The sequence below is a fragment of the Micromonospora sp. NPDC048930 genome (assembly GCF_043197935.1).
Lineage (GTDB): Bacteria > Actinomycetota > Actinomycetes > Mycobacteriales > Micromonosporaceae > Micromonospora.
The window spans coordinates 431,259-450,216 of sequence record NZ_JBICUB010000003.1; the positions used below are offsets into that span (position 1 = coordinate 431,259).

Below are 18,958 nucleotides of genomic sequence, written 5' to 3' on the forward strand. Positions count from 1 at the left end.
CCTTCGCGACCTGCTGCTCGCGTTCCTGCATGCGTTGCCCGAAGCCACGTTCGGCCGATGGCCGTCGCAGGCGCAGCCTCACCCGCCCCCACAACCTGAGGACTCCGTACACCGAAGCCGGCTCCCTCCGCACGTGCCGCCCGACTGCAGAGATCGCCATGGGCAGCGTTCCTGCTGGTAGAAGCAGCCTCATCGGAGGCCCGAGGAAGATCCAGGGGGCGGCCGTCCGCTGGTTGTCCGTGCTGTCCGCGGACAACAGCCGCCACTAGGGTGTGGCTGGTGAGTGACTTCCTTCAGGTGGCGACGGCCACCGAGACTCGCGATGCAGGGGTACGGCTGGCCGAAGGGGCGGTGGCAGCCCGGCTGGCCGCGAGCGGGCAGGTGCTCGGTCCGGTCACCAGCGTCTTCTGGCACCTCGGCGAGCAGGGCATCGGCGAGGAGTGGCAGGTCCTGCTCATGACGACGGCCAGCAGATATCCGGAACTGGAGCGCTACCTGCTGGCGGAGCACCCGTGGAAGAACCCCCAGGTGAGCGCAGTCCCCGTCGTGCGCGGCGCTACGGGCTACCTGACTTGGCTTCGGCAGTCAGTCCAGGAGACTTGATCAGTTCAGCCACCAACGCCCGGAGTTCGGCGACGCAAGGCAGCGCGGCGTACGGCTCCAATCGACGAAGCAGTGCGTCGAGCCGTTGACCGGGACGGATGGAGGCGACGCCGCCAGCGAGTCGGACGGCGGTGACCGCGATGTCGCAGGCCTTCTCCACCTCATTCGCATCCAGGTAGGCATCGGCCAGCCAGGACAGATAGAGCGCCTTGTCCCGGGCGTAGGTGTCGTCGAAGGAAGCCAGGACCTGTTCGAGTACGGGGATCGCGCGAACCGGTCGGTGCAGCGCCGTCCAGCAGCGGCCAGTCATGATTTGGCCTTCGGTCTGGTCGACCCAGTACACCCAGTCGGGTTCAGGGCGGTCGTCGTGCTCGGCGAGACAGGCGGTGCCGACGCCCAGGTGTCGATCGGCGGTGTCCGCATCGCCGGACACCGCATGCGCCCAGGCCGCCCGTAGGTGCAGCAGGCCACGGACGCCTGGTGTCGCCGCGGCACTGGCGGCATCACAAGCCGCACTGGCCAGATCGACGGCACGATCACCAAGAGTGAGCTGCTGATAGGCCAAGAGCGCGAGAGCGTTGCCGGCGAGCGCCGGATCGTCCACGTCCCGGGCCGCCGCCAGACTGGTGCGGTACAAGCGATGGGCATTCCTCTGCGCACCAGCATCGAAGGCAGCCCAACCGGCCAGTTGGGCCTGCTCGGCCAGAATCGCAAGCAACTGACGGCCAACGGCCTCGCTGTAGGAGCCGTCCCGGATCAACCGGCTGGTGGACTCGACCTCGGCGGCGTACGCCTGGCGGGTGTCGCCGCCCCCGAGGTAGTTGTCGAGGCGACGTAGCCGGGCGGTTCGCTCGGCAAGTCGTCCGGGTGTCGCGGGGCCAAGCTGGCGACCGTGGCTCAACAGGGTGTGCGGCAGAGCAGCGGCCAACCCTGCCGCAGCGACGAACTCCCGACGACGAAAGCCCGGCCTGACGGTAGCGAGTGCAACAAGTTCGCCGCCAGCCCGCAGGACCTGGTCGAGCTGGCGCGCGACGTGTGGGGTGGGAACCTTGGCACCGGTCTCCAACTCATGCAGATACGACTTGCCGTAGAACGTCAGCCTGGCAAGGCCCCGTAGGGACAGGCCACATTCCTCCCGCAGAACGCGTAAGCGGTCCGCGAACGTCGGTTCGGTCATCATCACCTGCCGAGGTGGTGCGGCCGGCCATCCGGCGCGACCAGGTATGCGTACCGTACCCGACTGCTCACCATGCGCCAGCGTCCCTGCCTTGGTCATGTTCAGCCTCGACGGCCACCGACCAAGCTCACCTGAAGTCGATCACGAGTCCACACATGAGCCCAAGTGCCCTGGATCTGCCGCATGTATCCACAGTCGCCGTTGCGCCCCTTGTAGATGAGATCCCGAGCGGGATCGAACCCAAGGGAGGAACCCTGTGCAGAAACGGAAGTATCTGCTGGTCGCGGCGCTGACCGCCGGCACGCTGGTGTTCGGCTCGTCGGCCGCAGACGCGGACCCGCCAAAGCCGTCCAGTGACGCCGCCACGCCCTTCGCACATGTGTCGTCAGACCAGCGGGCCAGGATGCAGGCGCAGGACAAGGCACGGTCGGCTGCCAGCCAGATCCGCTGGGCTGTGGAACGGAGCACCGCGCGCGGATTCACCGGAATCGAGCTGCACCAGGGAGCGGTGCGGCTCTGGTACAAGGGCCCGCTGCCGGCCGCGGTCAGGTCGGCGGTCGACGGGGCCCGTGGGACAGCGCCGGTCGAGGTGCTGCCGGCCAGGTACTCGCTGGCCGAACTGCGGGCGGCGTCCGACCGGATGGTGCAACACCTGCGGGTGCACCCGGGCGGTCCGGCGCATCGTGTGTCGATCCCGGTGGACGGGAGCGGTCTGGTGGTAGGGGTCGTCCCCGCCACGGTCGCCTCGGCGTCGCGCAGCCTGCCGGACGTGGGAGTCCCGGTTCAGGTCGTCGCGCAGGAGCGCCTGCAGGCGGGGGGCCGTAACAACGACTTCGCCCCGTTCTACGGCGGCGGCACGATCGTCAGCGACGACGGGCGAGCCTGCACCGCCGGATTCGGGGTCAGGTCGGGCACCCAGGAGTACCTGCTGACCGCCGGCCACTGCGGATTCCCCGGCCAGGCGTGGCGCAACGGCGACCGCACCCGATGGGTCGGCTACGCCAGCCACGAGAACGTCAGCCAGGACCTGCTGATGGTCGCCACCGACGCCGGCAGCTACAGCTTCACCGGCGTAGGGTCGTCGACCGCCGTCACCCACGTGTACGGGTGGGACTGGGTGTACACCGGCGAGGAACTCTGCTCGTCGGGCGCGGTCACCACGTGGCTGTGCGGCCACGTCGTGATCGACGCCGGCAACTCGTCGTACTGCGCCTACGATCCGTACGGCAACTGGGAGTGCTACGGCGGCCTGGTGTGGTCGCGGCAGGAGGACGGGGCACAGGCCATGCGCCACGGTGACAGCGGCGGCCCGGTCGCGCTGCCCACGACGAGCGGACTCGTCGCCAAGGGCATCATGTCGGGCTGGAGCGGTGCGGACATGCTGTGGCAGGACTTCGCCACCGCCTGGCAGATCTGGGGAATCAGCCCCATCACGTAACGTCGAATCGCCGGATCGGAGGAGCGGCAGCCCCGCCAGGCTACCCCTCCTCCGATTCCCGGAGGTAGGCGAGCCAGCCGCCGGTTCGTCACCCCCACGACGACATTTGTCCAAGACGGATAGCCGGCAGCCCACGCATCATCGCTTGCATGACTGAGCACGACGTCGAGCACTCGCATGGCATGCACGTCGTCCACGACGGCCCGCGGCACGCGCCGCCGCTGCTGCTCATCCACGGATCGGGGGCCGCGAGCGCCTCCGGAGGTCGCCTACGCTTGGCGGCGGACGCTGACCAGCCGAGGGCGGCTGCGGGTCGACGGCCTGGCGGACGAGGTGGGCTGGAGCCGCAAGCGCCTGTGGTCCCGCTTCCGGTCCCAGCTCGGCATCACACCCAAACGCGCCGCCCGACTGGTGCGGTTCGACCACGCCGCCCACCTTCTCGCGGCGAACCACTCCCCCGCCAGCGTTGCCACCGAGAGCGGCTACGTCGACCAGCCCCACCTCCACCGCGAGGTCAACGCGTTCACCGGGCTCACGCCCACGGCCGTGGCCAACGCGGCGTGGCTCGCAATCGACGACGTCGCGTGGCCGGCTTCATCGCCGACTCGGAGACTGTGACCGGTGGCGCCGGCGGACTTGACGGCCTGAACGGCTTCAACCTGGCCGAGATGCGCCCAGGACTCCGACGCGTCGTCTGGTCCGACGAGTCAGCCGCGCGGCTTCTCGAAGAGTTCGTTCGGACCGTCGTAGTACCTCGTCGTACGGCCGAGGTGGGTCATGCCGAGCCGCCGGCAGACGGCCTGGGAGGCGTGGTTGTCGGGATCCGTGACGGCGATGACCCGCGCCAGGCCCCGGCTGAACGCGTCGTCCAGGGCGGCCGCTGCCGCCTCCGTGGCGTAGCCGTGTCCCCAGGCGTCCGGATGCAGGTGCCAGCCGATCTCGACGTCTTCCGGTCCGGCGGCGGACACTCCGGCCGACAGCGGGATCGGCTTGAGCAGGAGGTTACCCACCAGCCGGCCGTCGGCAGCCGTGGTGATGGCCCAGATGCCGTGGATCGGATGGTCGACGGCGCGCCGCCGGGCGATCGAGGCGAGGGCGTCCGCGCGGGTGCGCATGGTCGTGGGGTGCGCGCCCAGGAAGCGTACGACCTCCCAGCGCGACTCGAGATCCAGGAGGAAGTCGGCGTCGTCGTCGCGCCAGGGGCGCAGCAGGAGTCGGTCGCTGGTGATGGTACGCACGCCACGAATGTAGTTCGGCCCGGCAGGCGAGGGAGAGCCGGCGTCGCCGTGCCTGCGGACCGCCCGGTCACCAGCCGACCGAGCTGAGGCTGATCGGGGTGAGCTGGCGTACCTGGGGCTCGATCCACTGGGCCGCCGTGACCAGCTTGACCAGCCGGTCGATGGTCTCCGGCGGGCCGGCGACGAAGCTGCGCCGGTCGGCGGGGCAGCCGTACCGGTCGTCGAAGCAGCCGCCGTCGAGGGCCCGGACCACCATGCCGGCCTCGGCGGCGAGCAGCATCCCGGCCGGCAGGTCGACCGCCTCCGGGCGGTAGCCGACGATGCCGTCGATGTCGCCCCGGGCCAGCATCACCCAGGACAGCAGCGGCGCCCACAGCTGCAGCACCCGCCGGGCGGTGGAGTCGAGCACCACCTTGAGGGCACGGGCGGTGCTGTCGTCGCGGCGTACCTCGTGCCCCTGGGTCCAGGCGAGCACCGGTGCGGCCGGCACCGGCCGGCGCGGGGCGTGCAGCGGCCGTCCGGAGGGTCCGGCCGCGTGCACGAAGGCGCCCTGACCGCGTACGGCGGACCAGGTCCGGCCGGCGACCGGGTCGTGCACCACGCCGATCACCGGCGAGCCCCGCTCGCAGAGCGCGATCCCGACCACGTACGCGGGCAGCCCGATCGCCACGTTGTTGGTGCCGTCGAGCGGGTCGACCAGCCACGCCCAGGTCTGGTCGGCGACGTACTCGCCGCCCTCCTCGGCGATCACCCCGTGCTCGGGCCAGCGGGCCCGGATCCGGTCGACGATCAGCCGTTCGGCCGCCAGGTCCAGGTCGGTGACCAGGTCACCGGTGGCGCTCTTGGCCCGGGCGTGCAGCTGGCCCCGGGCGCCGCGGCGCAGCAGCTGCCCGGCGGCGCGGGCCGCGTCCACCGCGAACCGGTGCGCGTCCCGCAGGTCCGGTCCGCCTCTGCTCGGCTCCTCGTCCATGGCTCCTCCCGCCATTCAGCCCCGTGCCACCAGTTGGGCGATCTCCCGCGCCACCCGCGCGGTCTCCGCCGCGTCGCACCGGTCCCGGCGGACCCGGTGACTGCGCCCGTTCACCGCGCCGAGGCTCAGGTCGCAGGAGCCGGGCGTGGTCCGGCCGAGCGCCACGGTCACCGCCGGCCGCCCTGCGTCCACCTCGGAGGTGTGGAAGCCGCCGGCGCGCAGCGCGTACGAGTCACCGGCGGAGTGCGTCTCCACCGCGGCGGTCACCGCGGTGACCAGCCGGTCGGTGGCGGCCATCTCGTCGACGTCACCGCGGCTGTGCACCTCGTACACCCGCCAGGCGGGGTCGGCGGGCGCGTCGGTGACCTCGATCAGCTCGTTGCGGACCCGGCCGTGCAGGACGTGGCTGAGCAGGTCCCAACTGTGCGAGTGCATGGCGGAGGTGGTCGGCCGCACCGGCGGCGGGTTCGCCGGCCACGCGTGCACGCAGATCCCGTCCGGGCCGGCGCGCTCCACCGGCAGGCAGGTGAAGCCGAGCGGGTGGCGGACGGCCCGCAGCGGCCGGCGGCCCTCGGCGATGTCCCCGAGGACCGCCAGCACCCAGTCGCGCAGCAGCTCCGGCCGGGTGCCCCGGTCGATCTCCCGTTCGAGGTCGGCGTAGCTCATCATGCGTACGGGTTCCTCGCCTGGACGGCCCGGCCCACGATGTCGGCGACCTCGCGGTCGCCGAAGGACCGGGGTAGCGGCAGCCCGAGCGCGGTGAAGAGCCGACGGACCTGCTCCACGGAGGGCTCGTCGTCGAGCTTGACCTGCGCGGCGGCCTCGATGGGCACCCGCCGACTCTGCTCGCGGCTGTACTGCAGCTCGATGTTGAAGCGGTTGTAGTAGAGCTCCTTACGGTCGATCCGCAGCGCCGGGGTCTGCGGATTCTCCTGGGTGATGATGATGCAGCTCGACGAGAGGTCGTACCGGAAGGTGGTCATCTGCGCGGAGAGTCGCACGTCGATGGTGAGCAGCCCGGAGCGTTGCAGGTGCCAGCAGGCGGCCAGCACGGTGGCGTACGACTCCTTGCGGGTGCGGTCGACGGTCCACCGCTCCTCCCGCGCGTCCGGGGCGAGGCTGCGCCGGAATCGCGCGTACCGCTCGCAGACGGCCTCGTCCGTGGGGTCGATGATCTCGATGGCGACGTGCAGGGTGGCGTTGCGTTTGCGGGCGTGCTCCAGGCACTCGGGGAGGGTGACCGCCCGGGTGTAGGTGCCGGTGCCGCCCTTGAAGTTCCACCGGTCGGTGTGCCGGCGGGCCTCGGCCAGGGCCTGCCCGACCTCGCTGCCGTGCAGCACCCGGACCATCGAGACGCTGTCGATCGCCTCGCGGGCCCGGTTCAGCGCTCCGTCCGGGCCGGTGATCTCGCGCATCTGGGGCACCAGCTCGGTGAGCCGGTCACGGGTGTCCCGGACGACCTGGCGCACCTGCTGCTCTCTGGTCTCCCGGCGCAGCCGGTCCCGCAGCACGGCCTGGGCGAGCAGCCCGAGGACCAGCAGGATGGCGCTGTTGACCACGTCCTGGCTCACCGTGTTGGTCAGCCCGAGGACCGCCACGGTCACGGCCAGGATCAGCCCGATGAACGCGTCGAGATTGTTGACGACCCAGTTGAGGAGTCGGGCCATGAACGTCCCCCCGTCGACGACGGAACCTCCATGATAGCCCTTTGTCAATATCACGATCACGGGCTGTTCCGTGGTCCCACCACGGACGGTGACGGCGGTCCGGACCCCCGCCGGGCGGCGCAGATCAGCGAACCGCCGAGCCCGGGCGCGATGCGGGCCAGCAGCCGGGAGGTCACCCAGCGTCCACCGGGGAGCAGCCAACCGACCTGGTTGGAGCGGATCGCCAGCGGCGTGAAGCCGGCCCGCCGCAGCACCCGGCGCAACAGCGACGCGGTGAACGGGCGGATGTGCAGCCACAGGTACGGGTGCAGCGGGTCCACCTGCCGCGGCGCGCGGCCGGCGAGGAAGGCCAGCCGGTCCTGGACGGTCGCCAGGTTGGGGGTGGTGAGTACCAGCAGCCCGCCCGGGGCGAGCACCCGGTGGCACTCGCGCAACAACGCGACCGGGTCGTAGACGTGCTCGATCAGCTCACCGGTGAGCAGCCCGGCGAAGGCGCCGGCGCGGAACGGCAGGCCCCGGGTGGCGTCCAGGCAGATCGGCAGCGCACGCCCGTGGGCCGCCCGGCGGGCGTGCCCCAGCGCGGTCTCCGCCATGTCGGCCACCACGAGCGGCCCGGGCAGCTCCGCCGGGTCGAGCATGCTGCGCGGACCGCAGCCCAGCTCCAGCACCGGCCCGGTCCCGATCACGCCGTCGACCATCAGCCGGGCCGCGACGGCCCGGCGGATCCGGTGGTACGGGTCGTCGACGTACCCGTTGACCTGAGCGCCGTCGTGGTAGCTGCGCCGGTTGGCGCGGCGGCCGTGCGCCTGCGCGTGGCCCGACGGGACCCGGATCGGCGGCTCGGCCATCGCATCCTCCACTGCGGTCGTCGCCCCCGGGCGGCGGCGCCCGTCCCCCAGCCTCGCACCGTGGCCGGCCGGCAGCGCGGAAATCCGCACCCGCGTCGAGTACGCGACCGTCCTCCGGCGCGACGTGCCCCGAGCCCTCAGCGACGGTTGTCCAGCAACCGGTCCAGGACGGCGGCGGTGCTGATCAGCGCCAGGTGGCTGAACGCCTGCGGGAAGTTGCCGACCTGCTCGCCGCTGGGTGCGATCTCCTCGGAGTAGAGGCCGAGGTGGTTGCTGAAGGTGAGCATCTTCTCGAAGGTGAGCCGTGCGTCGTCGAGGCGGCCGGACTCGGCGAGCGCCTGGACGTACCAGAAGGTGCACATGGTGAAGGTGCCCTCGCGGCCCCGCAGGCCGTCGGGCGAGGCGGCCGTGTTGTAGCGGTAGACGAGGCTGTCGGAGACCAGTTCCCGGTCCATCGCCCGCAGCGTCGACTGCCACATCGGGTCGGTCGGTGAGACGAAGCCGACGGCCGGCATGGCGAGCAGTGACGCGTCCAGGACGTCGCTGCCGTAGTGCTGGACGAAGGCGTTCCGGCCAGGGTGGAAGCCGCGGGCCATGATCTGGTCGTAGACCCTGTTCCGGGCCGTCGCCCACCGGACCACGTCGGCGGGGCGGCCGTTGTCGTGGGCCACCCGGATGGCCCGGTCGAAGGCCACCCAGGACATCAGCCGGCCGTAGGTGAAGTCCTGCCGGCCACCCCGGGTCTCCCAGATGCCGTCCTCCGGCTGGTCCCAGTGCTCGCAGAGCCAGTCGATCATCTGGATCGCGCTGCGCCACCCCTCGTGGGACCCGCGAAACCCCTCCCGTTCCGCCAGGTGCAGACAGTTCATCGCCGCGCCGTAGATGTCCAGTTGGAGCTGGCGTACCGCGTCGTTGCCGATCCGCACCGGCGTCGACCCGCGGTAGCCCTCCAGGTGCGGCAGTGCCTCCTCCGCCAGGTCGCTGGAGCCGTCCACCCGGTACATGATCCGTACCGGCTGGCCGCTCTCGTCGGCCTCCTGGATCCGCTGGGTCAGCCAGTCGAGATAGCCACGCGCCTCGGTGGTGAAGCCGAGGCTGAGCAGGGCGTGCACCGACAACGACGCGTCCCGGACCCAGGTGTAGCGGTAGTCCCAGTTGCGCTCGCCCCCGACCTGCTCGGGCAGGCCGGCCGTGGGCGCGGCGACCAGGCCGCCGGTCGGCGCGTACGTCATCAGCTTCAGCGTCATCGCCGAGCGCTCGACCATCTCCCGCCACCGTCCGGTGTAGCGGGACCCGTCGAGCCAGCGCCGCCAGAAGTCGCGGGTCCGCTCGAACATCTCCACGACCTCGGCCGGGGGGACCACCCGGGGCGGGTCGGGGGACGCGGTGTGCAGCAGCACCCCGCCGGTGTCGCCCTCGTGCAGGACGCCGGTGACGGTGACGCCGCCGTGCTCCTCGCGCCGGTAGTCCCCCTCGTCCAGGAGCTTCGCCCCGGCGCGGATCGGATTGAGGGTGAGGGTCTGGTGTCGGCTGCGGAACACCGTGCCCTCGGCGGTGAACTCCGCCGTGTGCGGATCCCGTCCGTAGTTGAACCGGGGTTGGCAGTCCGCCTTGAAGCGCATGGTGCCCCGGACCACCCGGACCATCCGCACGAGGCAGTGCCGGTCGGTGGCGGTTTCCCCGGTCACCGGCATGAAGTCGAGGACCTCACCCACTCCGTCCGCGCTGAGGAAGCGGGTGATCAGGATGGGCGCGCCGGGCAGATAGAGCTGTTTGCTGACGTAGTCGACCCCGCAGGGCGACATCTGGAAGTATCCGCCCTTTTTCCGGTCCAGCAGGCCGCCGAAGATGCTCGGCGAGTCGAATCGGGGGGCGCAGAACCAGTCCAGGGTGCCGTCCCGGGTGATCAGCGCGGCGGTCTGCAGGTCACCGATCAGCCCGTGATTCTCCATCGCCGGGTACGACTCCACGCCCGAACCTCCCCATCCGACGCCGCCCCGCGTACCCGCTCTCGCGCCGCCCATGCCGGAGGGGCATGAGTGGCGGGTGGTCGTACCGTTGGCGCGGTGATCACCGACGCGTTGCACCGCGCCCTCACCGCGCCCGGCGACCCGCCGCTGCGTCCGCTGCCCGACGAGGTCGCGGCCCTGCTGGTGACGCTGCACGCGCCACCCCGCCTGGCCGCCCACCTGCGCGCCGTGCACGACGTGGCCGCCCAGCTCACCACCGCGTTGGCGGAGCGGTTCCCGCAGCTCACCGTCGACCGGGCGGCGGTGCTCTTCGGCGCGGCGACGCACGACATCGGCAAGGTCGTACACCCGGCGGAGCTGTCCGGGCCCGGCTCCGCGCACGAAATCGCCGGCCGCGAGCTGCTGCTGCGGCACGGGGTGCCGGCGACGCTGGCCCGGTTCGCGGCGACCCACGCCGCCTGGCGGGAGGACGGGATCGACGTCGACGACCTGCTGGTCGGCGTGGCTGACAAGGTGTGGAAGGGCAAGCGGGTCGGCGACCTCGAGGACCTCGTCGTGGACCGGCTGGCCGCCGTCACCGGACGCGAGCGGTGGTCGGTGTTCCTGGAACTGGACGAGATCCTCGACCGGATCGCCGCCGACGCGGACCGCCGGCTCGCCTTCCAGGCCACGCATCCGGTACGGGCGGGGCGCGTCCCCTGACGCCGGGTCCTCGTCCCCGCCGCGCTGGACCGTTGCGCCGGCCCGCCTCGTCGCGGGCCCTGGTCCGCCGGCGGGCCCGGCAAACGGATGGCGTCGGGGCGGCCCCGGCCGGTAATGTCGCGGTCTTCGGCCGCGTGCGGCCGTAGTCCCGATGGGCGCACCCATGACGCTGTCCCCGGTCACGGCGGCCCGCCGCCGGCTCGACGCCGCGGTCGCAGCTCGCGGACGCCGCCGACGAGTGGGTGGTCGACCTGCTCCGCGACGACCTGCCGTGGCTCAGCTGGCGGGACAACACACAGCGGTACGCCGCCGAGCTCGCCGGCTGGCTGGCCCGGCACGCGCCGGCCCGGCTGCGGGCGTACGGGGCGCCGGAGCTGCTGGTGCACCGTGTCCGCCTGCTCGGGCTGACCGGGCCGCAGCGGTGGGACGACCCACACTTCCCGCACCTGCCGCGTTGTGGCCACCGGGCAGGCCCTCCGGGACAAGGGGGCGGACGGGTCCCGGGAGATACACCTCGGACGGCCATTTCCGACGCACCGTCCGGCCCCTTGGCGGCGGCGGCCGCACGTGTTCGACTGTCCGAGATCGACCACTGTCCCGCGTCGGCGCGGGACGGTCCTGAGTGAACCGGCCGTACCACTGGGAGGTCAGGTGTCCCACCCTTACCGTCCTGACGTCGTGCTCGCGCCGGCCTGGGTGGCGGGGCGTCCGGAGACGATCGAGCGGCTCAACGGGTTGCTGGCCGAGGCCGGCCTCGGCCGCCCGCTGTCCGCGCCGCCAGGCTCGGCACCGGCCACCACCGAACTGGTCGAGCTGCCCGTCCACGGCGATCCGGTGGCCATCGCCCGGGCCACGCGCCGGCTGGCCGACCGGTCGGACGTGCCGGTGTGCCTGCCCGACTACGAGTCCACCGCCGCCACCGTCGAGGACGACGCCCGGCCGGAGGAGCACCTCTACCCGTACTACCAGGCCAGCGGCTGCAAGAGCGGGCACGGCACCGTCGCCTGGCTCCCGGCGCCCGACTACATGATGCCGCCGAAACCCCTCCGGCGACCGGCCAGCCAGCTCCCGGCCGGCCGGCCCGTGGTGGCGCTGCTCGACACCGGGGTACGGAAACACGACTGGCTGGACGAGGCCGACGGCGAACCGTACTGGGCGGACGCGGAGGGATGGACGCCCCTGCGCGCCATCCCGAAGGTCGCCGGCCAGGAGAGCCACGGCGCGGCGAGCGAGAACCCCGACTTCGGCAGTCACTGGGGACACGGCACGTTCCTCGCCGGGCTGGTCCGGCTCGCCGCGCCCGACGCGCGGATCCTCTCGCTGCGGGTGATGAGCGACGCGGGCCGGGTCAGCGACCTCAACGCGGCACACGCCCTGAACTGGCTGGCCGACCGGGTCCACGCCGACGAGCGCGTCGATGTGGTGCTGACCGCGTTCGGCCGCCGGCGGATCGGCGACGACGACGAGGAGATGGAGCCGGTCCGGAAGGCCCTGAAACGCCTGGCCGACCGGGGCGTTCCAGTGGTCGCCTCGGCCGGGAACGACGGCAGCGACATCCCGATCTATCCGGCCGCCTTCGCGGTCGACCCGGAGCTGACCGTGGTGAGTGTCGGCGCCGGTGCCTCGCCGACCGCCCGGGCGCGGTACAGCAACCACGGCGGGTGGGTGCGCCAGTGGGACCAGGGCACCAACGCGGTGAGCACCATGCCGTTGACCACGACGCCCGAGAACACGACGCCGGACACCGGGAAGGGCGCCTTCGCCTACTGGAGCGGCACCTCGTTTGCGGCGGCGCGGTACGCGGGCCGGCTCGCCCAGGGGTTGGTGCCCCCGCCCGTACGGCTGCCGGAGTGACGCCGTGTCCAGCGTGTCGGAGACCCCGGTGGACCGTACGGCCGCGTCGCTCGACCGCGCGGCGCGCCTCGGCGACTGCCTGGAGCGGGCCCGGGCCGGCGACCGGGACGCCCTCGACGAGGTGGTCCGGGAGCTCAACCCGCTGCTGTGGCACGTCGCCCGCGCGCAGGGCCTCACCGCCGAGGAGGCCGCGGACGTCGTGCAGACGACCTGGCTGGAGCTGGTCCGCGGACTGCACGCCATCCGGTCCTCACGCGCGCTCACCGCGTGGCTGGTGACCACCGCCCGCCGGGAGTCCTGGCGGGTACGCGGGCTGGCCCAGCGGCAGGCGCCGCACGACGCGGCGAGCCTGGAGTCGTCGCCCGACCCAGACCCGGGCCCGGCCGACCTGCTGCTGTCCGAGGAACGCGACCGGGCGTTGTGGCGACACGTCGCGCGGCTGCCGGAACGGTGCCGGGCGCTGCTGCGGATCGTCGCGCACGTCGACCGCCCCGACTACACGGCGGTGGCCGAGGCGCTGGGCATGCCGCGCGGCAGCATCGGCCCGACCCGCGGCCGGTGCCTGGCGAAGCTGCGGGAGATGCTGGCAGCCGACTCGACGTGGAGCCCGAGATGACCGCCCCGCACTCCGCCGACCAGCCGCTCGAGGACCTGGACCAGGCGATCCTGGACCAGCTCGCCGGGGTGCTCGCCCGGCTCGACCCGCCACCGGCCGACCTGGACGACCGGGTACGCCTCGCGCTGGCGCTCGACGACGTCGACCGGGAGGTCGCCCGCCTGCGCGACGAACAGCTCGTCGGCGCGGTCCGCGGTACGGAACGCACCCGCACCCTGACGTTCGACGCGGAGAGCCGCACCGTCATGATCACCATCGTGGACCGGCCGGACGGCCTGGTCCGGATCGACGGCTGGCTCGCGCCCGGCGCCGCCGTACGGGTCGAGCTGCGGCACCCCGCGCCCGACCCGGCCCAGACGGTGGAGTCCGACGCGTCCGGCCGGTTCGTGCTGGACGGCGTACCGCACGGCCTGGCGCAGCTGGTGGTGCACCCGGCGCGGGGCGAGCGCGCACCGCAGGTGGTCACGCCGGCCCTCGCCCTGTGACGTGGACGCGGCCGCACTCCTCCGGCGGGCGACCCGCTGGCACACCGCGGGCCTGGCGTCCAGCGACGCCGGCCAGCCCGGGCGGGCCGCCCGGGAACTGCGGGCGGGACTGCGGCTGGCGGAGGGCCGACCTGCCCTGCGCGACATCCACGCCCGGCTGCTGATCAGCCTCGCCTGGGCCGAGTCCGAGCGGGGTCGGGTGGAGCTGGGCTTCCGGCTGCTGGACGAGGCCGAGGCCCTCGTCGCTCCGGCGCAGCGGCCGATCCTGCTCGGCCAGCGGGCCCTGCTGCTCAAGCGCAACGGCCGCAACGCGGAGGCGCTGCGCCAGTACGACGAGGCCATCGGCCTGCTGAGCGACCTGGCGCACCCGCTGGACCTGGTCAAGGCGCTGAACAACCGCAGCCTCGTGCACCTGGAGGCGGGCCACGTCCGGCTCGCCCGGGCCGACCTGCGGCGCTGCGCCGAGATCGCCGCCCGGCACGGGCTCGACCTGCACGTGGCCATGGCGCGGACGAATCTGGGTTGCCTCGACGTGATCGCCGGTGACCTGCCCGCCGCGCTGCGCGCCTTCGCCCGGTCCGACGCCGACTACCAGGTGCTCGCGCCGGGCCGGCTCGCCAACCTGGCGGTGGAACGGGCCCGCGCGCTGATCGCGGCGGGGCTGTACCGCGACGCCGACCGGGAACTCGCCGGCGCGGTGGAGCGGGCGGCGCGGCAGCAGCTCGGACACACGTACGCGGACGCCCTCCAGGTCCGCGCGGAGGCGGCCCTGCTCGCCGGCGAGCCGGCCGCCGCCGCGCGGTGGGCCCGGCAGGCCCGCGCCGCGTTCCTCGGCCGCACCAACGTTCGGCGGGCCGCCCTCGCCGCCCTGCTGGAGCTGCGCGCCGATCAGGCGGCCGGCGCGGTCGACCAGGCGACGGTGGCCCGGCGCGCCGGGCTGCTGTCCGGTCGGTTGGCCCGGCTCGGGCTGCCCGAGGACGCCCGGGTCGCCGGTCTCGTCCGGGTCCGGGCGCTGGTGGCCGCGGGACGACCCCGCCGCGCGGCCGAGCTGATCGGACGCCAGGCCGGTCCACGCCGCACCGACCGGCTCGACACGCGTCTGCTGTGGCGGATGGCGCGGGCGGAGGTGGCGACCGCGACCGGTCGGCCGGCCGAGGCCCGGCGGAGCCTGCTCGCCGGCATGACCGCGCTGCACCGGCACCGCGCCCGGTTCGGCTGCCCCGACCTGCAGACCGGGGCCGCGGTGCACGGCCGCGACCTGGCCCGCGCCGGGCTCGCCGCGGCACTGGCCGACGGCTCCGCCGCCGTCTACCGGTGGTCCGAGCGGGCCCGGGCGCAGGCGCTGCTGCTGCCGCCGGTACGGCCCCCCGACGACCCGGTCGCCGCCGAGGCGCTGGAGGAGCTGCGCCAGCTACGGCACAGCGTCCGGCAGGCGGAACTCGCGGGGCGTCCCACCCGGGCCCTGCACGGCCGGGTGGAGGCGCTGCAGCGCGTGGTCCGGGAACGCGCCTGGGCGACGCCGGGGCCCCGGGACGCGACGCGGCCCACGCCGGCGCCGCTGACCGCCGTGACGGCGGAGCTGGCCGGTGCGGCGCTCGTGCTGTACCTGGCCGACGGGGACGTGCTGCGCGCGCTGGTGGTCACCGACCGGGCGGCCTCGATGGTGGTGCTCGGCGACCGGCGCACGGCCGAGGAGGCGGTACGGCGGTTGCGCGCCGACCTCGACGCGCAGGCGGGCCGGGCCATGCCCGCCCGGCTGGCGGCGGTGGTGCGCGCGGCCACCCGGCAGGACGCCGATCGGGTGGGCGCGTTGCTGCTCGATCCGGTGCTCCCGCTCGTCGGCGACCGGGAGCTGGTGGTGGTCCCGACCGGGCTGCTGCTGACCACGCCGTGGCACGCGCTGCCGGCGTGCGCGTCCCGGCCGGTCACGGCGGCGCCGTCGGTCGCGGTCTGGCTGGCTGCCCGGCGCCGCCGGCCCGCCGGTCACCCGACCGGTCGGCCCCCCACCGGGCCGTCCGCCGCCCAGCCGGAGGCGGTGACGGTGGTGGCGGGGCCGGGCATCCACCGGGGCGAGGCGGAGGCCCGGGCCGTGGCGTCGCTGCACCCGGGCGCGGCGGTGCTGACCGGGCCGGACGCCACCCCGGCGGCGACGCTCGCCGCGATCGCCGGCGCCCGCCTCGCCCACGTCGCCGCGCACGGACAGCACCAGACCGAGAACGCGCTCTTCTCCACGCTGGAGCTGGCCGGCGGCCCGCTGCTGGGATACGACGTGCAGGCGCTGCCGGTCGCGCCGCGTACCGTCGTGCTGTCCTGCTGCGACCTCGGCCTGACCGACGTGCGGCACGGCGACGAGGCGCTCGGCATGCCGACCGCCCTGCTCGCCGCGGGTACCGCGACGGTGGTCGCCAGCGTCTGCCGGGTCGCCGACGAGGCGGCGATGGAGATCATGGTGGCCTACCACCGGGCGGTCGTGGCGGGCCGGCCGCCGGCGGCGGCCCTGGCGCAAGCGGTACGCGCGGACCAGCCCCCGGGTTTCGTCTGTTTCGGCGCCGGCTGAGCCGCCGCGGCGAAGTCGTGCCGGCAGCAGGTATCCAGGACCGCCGCCGGCTCCCCATCCAGGCATGAGTGACCACACCGTGCGCAAGCTCCGACACCGGGCGGCCCTCGCCGCCGGCCTCACCGTGCTCGCCCTGGCGGCCGGCCTCCTGGCGGGCTGCCGCACCAACGGCGGCCGCACCGACGACCGCCCCGGGCCCGGCGCGGCCGAGGGGCTCGCGAAGATCGCCGGAGGCGGCTGCCCGACGGCCGGCACCCGGACCGGCGGACTGCTGCCCAGGCTGGACGAGGAGAGCTACACCTCGATCGAGAACCCCTGCCTGCCGTACGTCGACCTGGTGAGCGAGGTGACCCAGCGGATCGAGCCCGGGCAGCGGCCCCGGGTGGACCAGTTCCTCGGCAACCTCGGTCGCTTCGCCGACCGGCTCGGGCAGGTCAACGACGCGGTCGAGTGCGCGTACCAGACGGACCGGCTCGCGGTGCGGATCTACCAGAGCCGCCGCGACTCGTGGGCGGTCGGCGTCGTGGCGGTCGTCCGCGGCCGCCTCGGCGCGGTCGCCGACACCACGGCCTGCTTCCTGATCAAACAGATCCCCCTGTTGGACCTGGCCACCCAGGGCATCGGTGTGGCGCAGGACAGCCCGGCGTACTGCTTCGACACCAGCCACCAGCGCCGCGCCGGCGAGGACTACACCATCATGTGGATCGGCTCGTCGACGTTCACCTGCCGCGGACTCCAGGACGGCCTGGTCCCCGGCGACGGCCGGCTCGTCGCGGTGCAGGCCCGGCCCAGCGTGTCCCTGCGCGCCGGCCCCTCCACCGGCGACCGCGTGCTGCGGAAGGTGCCCGACGGCACGCTGGGCCGGGTGAGCTGTTACCGCACCGGGGAAGCCGTCAAGGGCGACGACGCCTGGGCCCGGACGACGATCCTCGGCGACACCGGCTGGATCGCGGCGGCCTACCTGGACAGCGCCCTACCGATCCGGGGCACCGGGGTGTGCCCGGACAGCTGACGCGCCGTGCACCCGGTCGGGCCGCGTCAGCCGAGGTGGTCCGGCAGCAGCGCCAGGGTCGGCGCGAGCTGCGAGTGCGCCGGGCTGGGCAGGGCGTCGCGGGTGAACCAGCCGAGCCGGTCGAACTTGTCCGGCTCGCCGAGGATGACCTCGGCGGGGTCGACGCGGACCGCGAACACCACCGCGACCCAGTGCGAGGGTGGGTCGTCCCGCAGCACGTTGCGGACCCCGAGCAGGGTGGTCGCCAGCGGCGAGGCGCCGTACTCCTCCCGGACCTCGCGGGCGACGGCGGACTCGAACGTCTCGCCGAACTCCAGCGCCCCCGCGCCGGTGTCCCAGGTGCCGGGCTCGTCGCGGGCGCCGGGACCGCGCCGGGCGAGCAGCAGCCGGCCCGCACCGTCGTGGCAGACGAAGACGCAGGACACCGAGGGGGTACGGGCGGACATCCGCTCATTCTCCCCCGGCTTCCCCGGCCGCCCCGCCGGCCCCGGCGATCAACGCCTCCGCCGAGCCGGTCCGGGCGTAGAGCAGGAACTGCCCGGCCCGGTGCGTGCCGCGGATCGGCACGGGTTCAGCGCGTCCGTCCATCCACAACGCATTGGGCACCGTTTAGTGTTACTCGGCTGACGGCGCCGGTAGATACATGGCGCACTTCTGTCTAATAAGGGAATTGAAGGCATAACCCCAGAGTCTGGTGCCACGGAAGGTCCATACCTTGCCTGCCGTGAGGTCCACGACGGCCGGTTGCGCAAAGGCTGCGAAGCCACCCATCTTGAGCCGGTGAGCCCGGCGGGTCAGAGCGGCGGCGTCGGCGTCGGCCGTGTGCGCCACCAGCACGGGCAGCACGATTATCCCGGACTGCATTCCCCGCCACTTACCTGCACGCGCGTTCGCCAACCGCACCGCAGCGTCTACGAACCCCTGAACCTCGGCTGCGCCGACTTGTTCCGTCTTCGCGGCGACCACGAATATGTGCATCTTTGCCAGCGCCCGTGACTGAGACTTGTAGCCGACCAGCACCGGCGTCGACCCGACATTCCCGTTCGTTACGGCGCAACCGTCGGCGGCCATCCGCTTCCTCAGCGAAACCAGGTATTCGTCCGCCGCAGCCATGAATTCCTACTCCCCGGTTGGGATTCCCGCCAGGCGACTCATCCTACACGAGGCGGCGGAAGTCGCGGCGTCCGATTTGAACCGATGGCGGCGCCAACAGCGGCGGCGACCGAGTGGCCGACGTGACGCAATAGGGCGACTTGACGCTGATGGTGCCCGCTACCGACGGTCAGCGGATTGATGCCGATCGGTCAGTTGGCGGAGACGATCGGCGACCGCGATGGCGGAGTGGTCCTCAGCGACATTCTGGCGACCAACGACGATCGCGTCCGCGATAGCCTTGAGTTGTTGGGACGGCAGTACGGCATCCCCCTTGCCGATCAACAATTCCTGGCTCGCACCCGTCTCGGGATCTGTCGCCACCAGCCGCATTTCGGCTGCACCCTTCGCATCGGCTTCACGCAACTCCACGCGCGCCGTCTGTAGGTCCACCCGAAAGCGCCGGACGAGGCGCCGTTCGATGAGGACCGAACCCCTCAGCCAGGCGCCCCGCACGGCCAGAGTGAGAAACACCCAGCTCATAGCCGCAATAAGATAGATGACGAGACCAAGAACCGCCAATCCGACGAGAATCCCGAGGGCGGACCCGATACTGCCGCCCATGGAGAAGTCAGACACGACTGCGGAAATCGTCGCAAAAACTATAAAAATAGTGATGGCAATCATCGTGATCGCCGCAAGGAATGCCAGCCCTCGGCACCCCGCGGT

The 18,958-nt window shown here is 73.0% G+C and carries 21 protein-coding genes; 9 read left to right on the forward strand and 12 right to left on the reverse strand.

Annotated features, from left to right (window positions below; all coding sequences use genetic code 11):
- Positions 1–270 precede the first annotated feature (270 nt).
- On the forward strand, positions 271–603 hold the full coding sequence (gene cutA, locus ACGFI9_RS10810) for a divalent-cation tolerance protein CutA (protein WP_393177390.1): 333 nt from the start codon (positions 271–273) through the stop codon (positions 601–603).
- On the opposite strand, the gene ACGFI9_RS10815 is transcribed toward cutA, so the two are convergent.
- On the reverse strand, positions 557–1,780 hold the full coding sequence (locus ACGFI9_RS10815) for a helix-turn-helix domain-containing protein (RefSeq protein ID WP_393177392.1): 1,224 nt from the start codon (positions 1,778–1,780) through the stop codon (positions 557–559). The genes cutA and ACGFI9_RS10815 overlap by 47 nt on opposite strands.
- A 256-nt stretch (positions 1,781–2,036) precedes the next feature.
- Here ACGFI9_RS10815 and ACGFI9_RS10820 point away from each other — a divergent pair, with 256 nt between their 5' ends.
- Positions 2,037–3,218 carry a hypothetical protein gene (locus ACGFI9_RS10820; protein ID WP_393177394.1) on the forward strand — a complete coding sequence of 394 codons (1,182 nt, stop codon included), beginning with the start codon at positions 2,037–2,039 and terminating at the stop codon, positions 3,216–3,218.
- Between the two features lie 333 nt (positions 3,219–3,551).
- On the forward strand, positions 3,552–3,836 hold the full coding sequence (locus ACGFI9_RS10825) for a helix-turn-helix domain-containing protein (protein WP_393177396.1): 285 nt from the start codon (positions 3,552–3,554) through the stop codon (positions 3,834–3,836).
- An 89-nt stretch (positions 3,837–3,925) separates the two neighbouring features.
- On the opposite strand, the gene ACGFI9_RS10830 is transcribed toward ACGFI9_RS10825, so the two are convergent.
- The 6 genes from ACGFI9_RS10830 to ACGFI9_RS10855 form a co-directional block, all read right to left on the reverse strand.
- Positions 3,926–4,456: a GNAT family N-acetyltransferase gene (locus ACGFI9_RS10830; RefSeq protein WP_393177398.1), complete on the reverse strand. Its 531-nt coding sequence runs from the start codon at positions 4,454–4,456 to the stop codon at positions 3,926–3,928.
- Between the two features lie 67 nt (positions 4,457–4,523).
- Complete coding sequence (locus tag ACGFI9_RS10835) at positions 4,524–5,426, reverse strand: inositol monophosphatase family protein (RefSeq protein ID WP_393177400.1); 903 nt, start codon at positions 5,424–5,426, stop codon at positions 4,524–4,526.
- A gap of 15 nt (positions 5,427–5,441) precedes the next feature.
- Positions 5,442–6,095, reverse strand: coding sequence for a hypothetical protein (locus ACGFI9_RS10840; protein WP_393177402.1), 654 nt, complete (start codon positions 6,093–6,095; stop codon positions 5,442–5,444).
- A complete protein-coding gene (locus ACGFI9_RS10845) occupies positions 6,092–7,093 on the reverse strand; it encodes a hypothetical protein (protein ID WP_393177404.1) in 1,002 nt (333 codons plus the stop codon). Before ACGFI9_RS10845 ends, ACGFI9_RS10840 begins: the two co-directional genes overlap by 4 nt.
- Before the next feature lie 56 nt (positions 7,094–7,149).
- The gene (locus tag ACGFI9_RS10850) at positions 7,150–7,941 is read right to left on the reverse strand and encodes a class I SAM-dependent methyltransferase (RefSeq protein ID WP_393177406.1); all 792 of its coding nucleotides are present in this window, start codon (positions 7,939–7,941) and stop codon (positions 7,150–7,152) included.
- 137 nt (positions 7,942–8,078) lie between these two features.
- The gene (locus ACGFI9_RS10855; protein WP_393177408.1) at positions 8,079–9,911 is read right to left on the reverse strand and encodes a glycoside hydrolase family 15 protein; all 1,833 of its coding nucleotides are present in this window, start codon (positions 9,909–9,911) and stop codon (positions 8,079–8,081) included.
- Between the two features lie 96 nt (positions 9,912–10,007).
- Between ACGFI9_RS10855 and ACGFI9_RS10860 the strand changes: the two genes are divergently transcribed.
- A complete protein-coding gene (locus tag ACGFI9_RS10860) occupies positions 10,008–10,613 on the forward strand; it encodes an HD domain-containing protein (RefSeq protein ID WP_393177410.1) in 606 nt (201 codons plus the stop codon).
- A 179-nt stretch (positions 10,614–10,792) separates the two neighbouring features.
- On the opposite strand, the gene ACGFI9_RS10865 is transcribed toward ACGFI9_RS10860, so the two are convergent.
- Positions 10,793–11,059: a hypothetical protein gene (locus ACGFI9_RS10865; RefSeq protein ID WP_393177412.1), complete on the reverse strand. Its 267-nt coding sequence runs from the start codon at positions 11,057–11,059 to the stop codon at positions 10,793–10,795.
- A 205-nt stretch (positions 11,060–11,264) separates the two neighbouring features.
- Here ACGFI9_RS10865 and ACGFI9_RS10870 point away from each other — a divergent pair, with 205 nt between their 5' ends.
- From ACGFI9_RS10870 to ACGFI9_RS10890, 5 genes are all read left to right on the forward strand, one after another.
- A complete protein-coding gene (locus ACGFI9_RS10870; RefSeq protein ID WP_393177414.1) occupies positions 11,265–12,467 on the forward strand; it encodes a S8 family serine peptidase in 1,203 nt (400 codons plus the stop codon).
- 4 nt (positions 12,468–12,471) lie between these two features.
- Positions 12,472–13,083, forward strand: a complete 612-nt coding sequence (locus ACGFI9_RS10875; RefSeq protein WP_393177416.1) for an RNA polymerase sigma factor — start codon at positions 12,472–12,474, stop codon at positions 13,081–13,083.
- The gene (locus tag ACGFI9_RS10880; protein WP_393177418.1) at positions 13,080–13,568 is read left to right on the forward strand and encodes a hypothetical protein; all 489 of its coding nucleotides are present in this window, start codon (positions 13,080–13,082) and stop codon (positions 13,566–13,568) included. Before ACGFI9_RS10875 ends, ACGFI9_RS10880 begins: the two co-directional genes overlap by 4 nt.
- 1 nt (position 13,569) lies before the next feature.
- A complete protein-coding gene (locus tag ACGFI9_RS10885; protein WP_393177420.1) occupies positions 13,570–16,125 on the forward strand; it encodes a CHAT domain-containing protein in 2,556 nt (851 codons plus the stop codon).
- Positions 16,126–16,189: 64 nt separating this feature from the next.
- The gene (locus tag ACGFI9_RS10890) at positions 16,190–17,137 is read left to right on the forward strand and encodes a hypothetical protein (RefSeq protein WP_393177422.1); all 948 of its coding nucleotides are present in this window, start codon (positions 16,190–16,192) and stop codon (positions 17,135–17,137) included.
- Positions 17,138–17,163: 26 nt separating this feature from the next.
- On the opposite strand, the gene ACGFI9_RS10895 is transcribed toward ACGFI9_RS10890, so the two are convergent.
- The 4 genes from ACGFI9_RS10895 to ACGFI9_RS10910 all read right to left on the reverse strand — a co-directional run bounded on the left by ACGFI9_RS10895 (position 17,164) and on the right by ACGFI9_RS10910 (position 18,916).
- Complete coding sequence (locus ACGFI9_RS10895) at positions 17,164–17,583, reverse strand: NUDIX domain-containing protein (protein WP_393177424.1); 420 nt, start codon at positions 17,581–17,583, stop codon at positions 17,164–17,166.
- A gap of 4 nt (positions 17,584–17,587) precedes the next feature.
- Entirely contained in the window at positions 17,588–17,725 is a 138-nt protein-coding gene (locus ACGFI9_RS10900; RefSeq protein WP_393177426.1) for a hypothetical protein, read from the reverse strand.
- Positions 17,726–17,752: 27 nt separating this feature from the next.
- On the reverse strand, positions 17,753–18,250 hold the full coding sequence (locus ACGFI9_RS10905; RefSeq protein ID WP_393177428.1) for a hypothetical protein: 498 nt from the start codon (positions 18,248–18,250) through the stop codon (positions 17,753–17,755).
- A gap of 159 nt (positions 18,251–18,409) precedes the next feature.
- A complete protein-coding gene (locus ACGFI9_RS10910) occupies positions 18,410–18,916 on the reverse strand; it encodes a hypothetical protein (RefSeq protein WP_393177430.1) in 507 nt (168 codons plus the stop codon).
- Between the last annotated feature and the right edge of the window lie 42 nt (positions 18,917–18,958).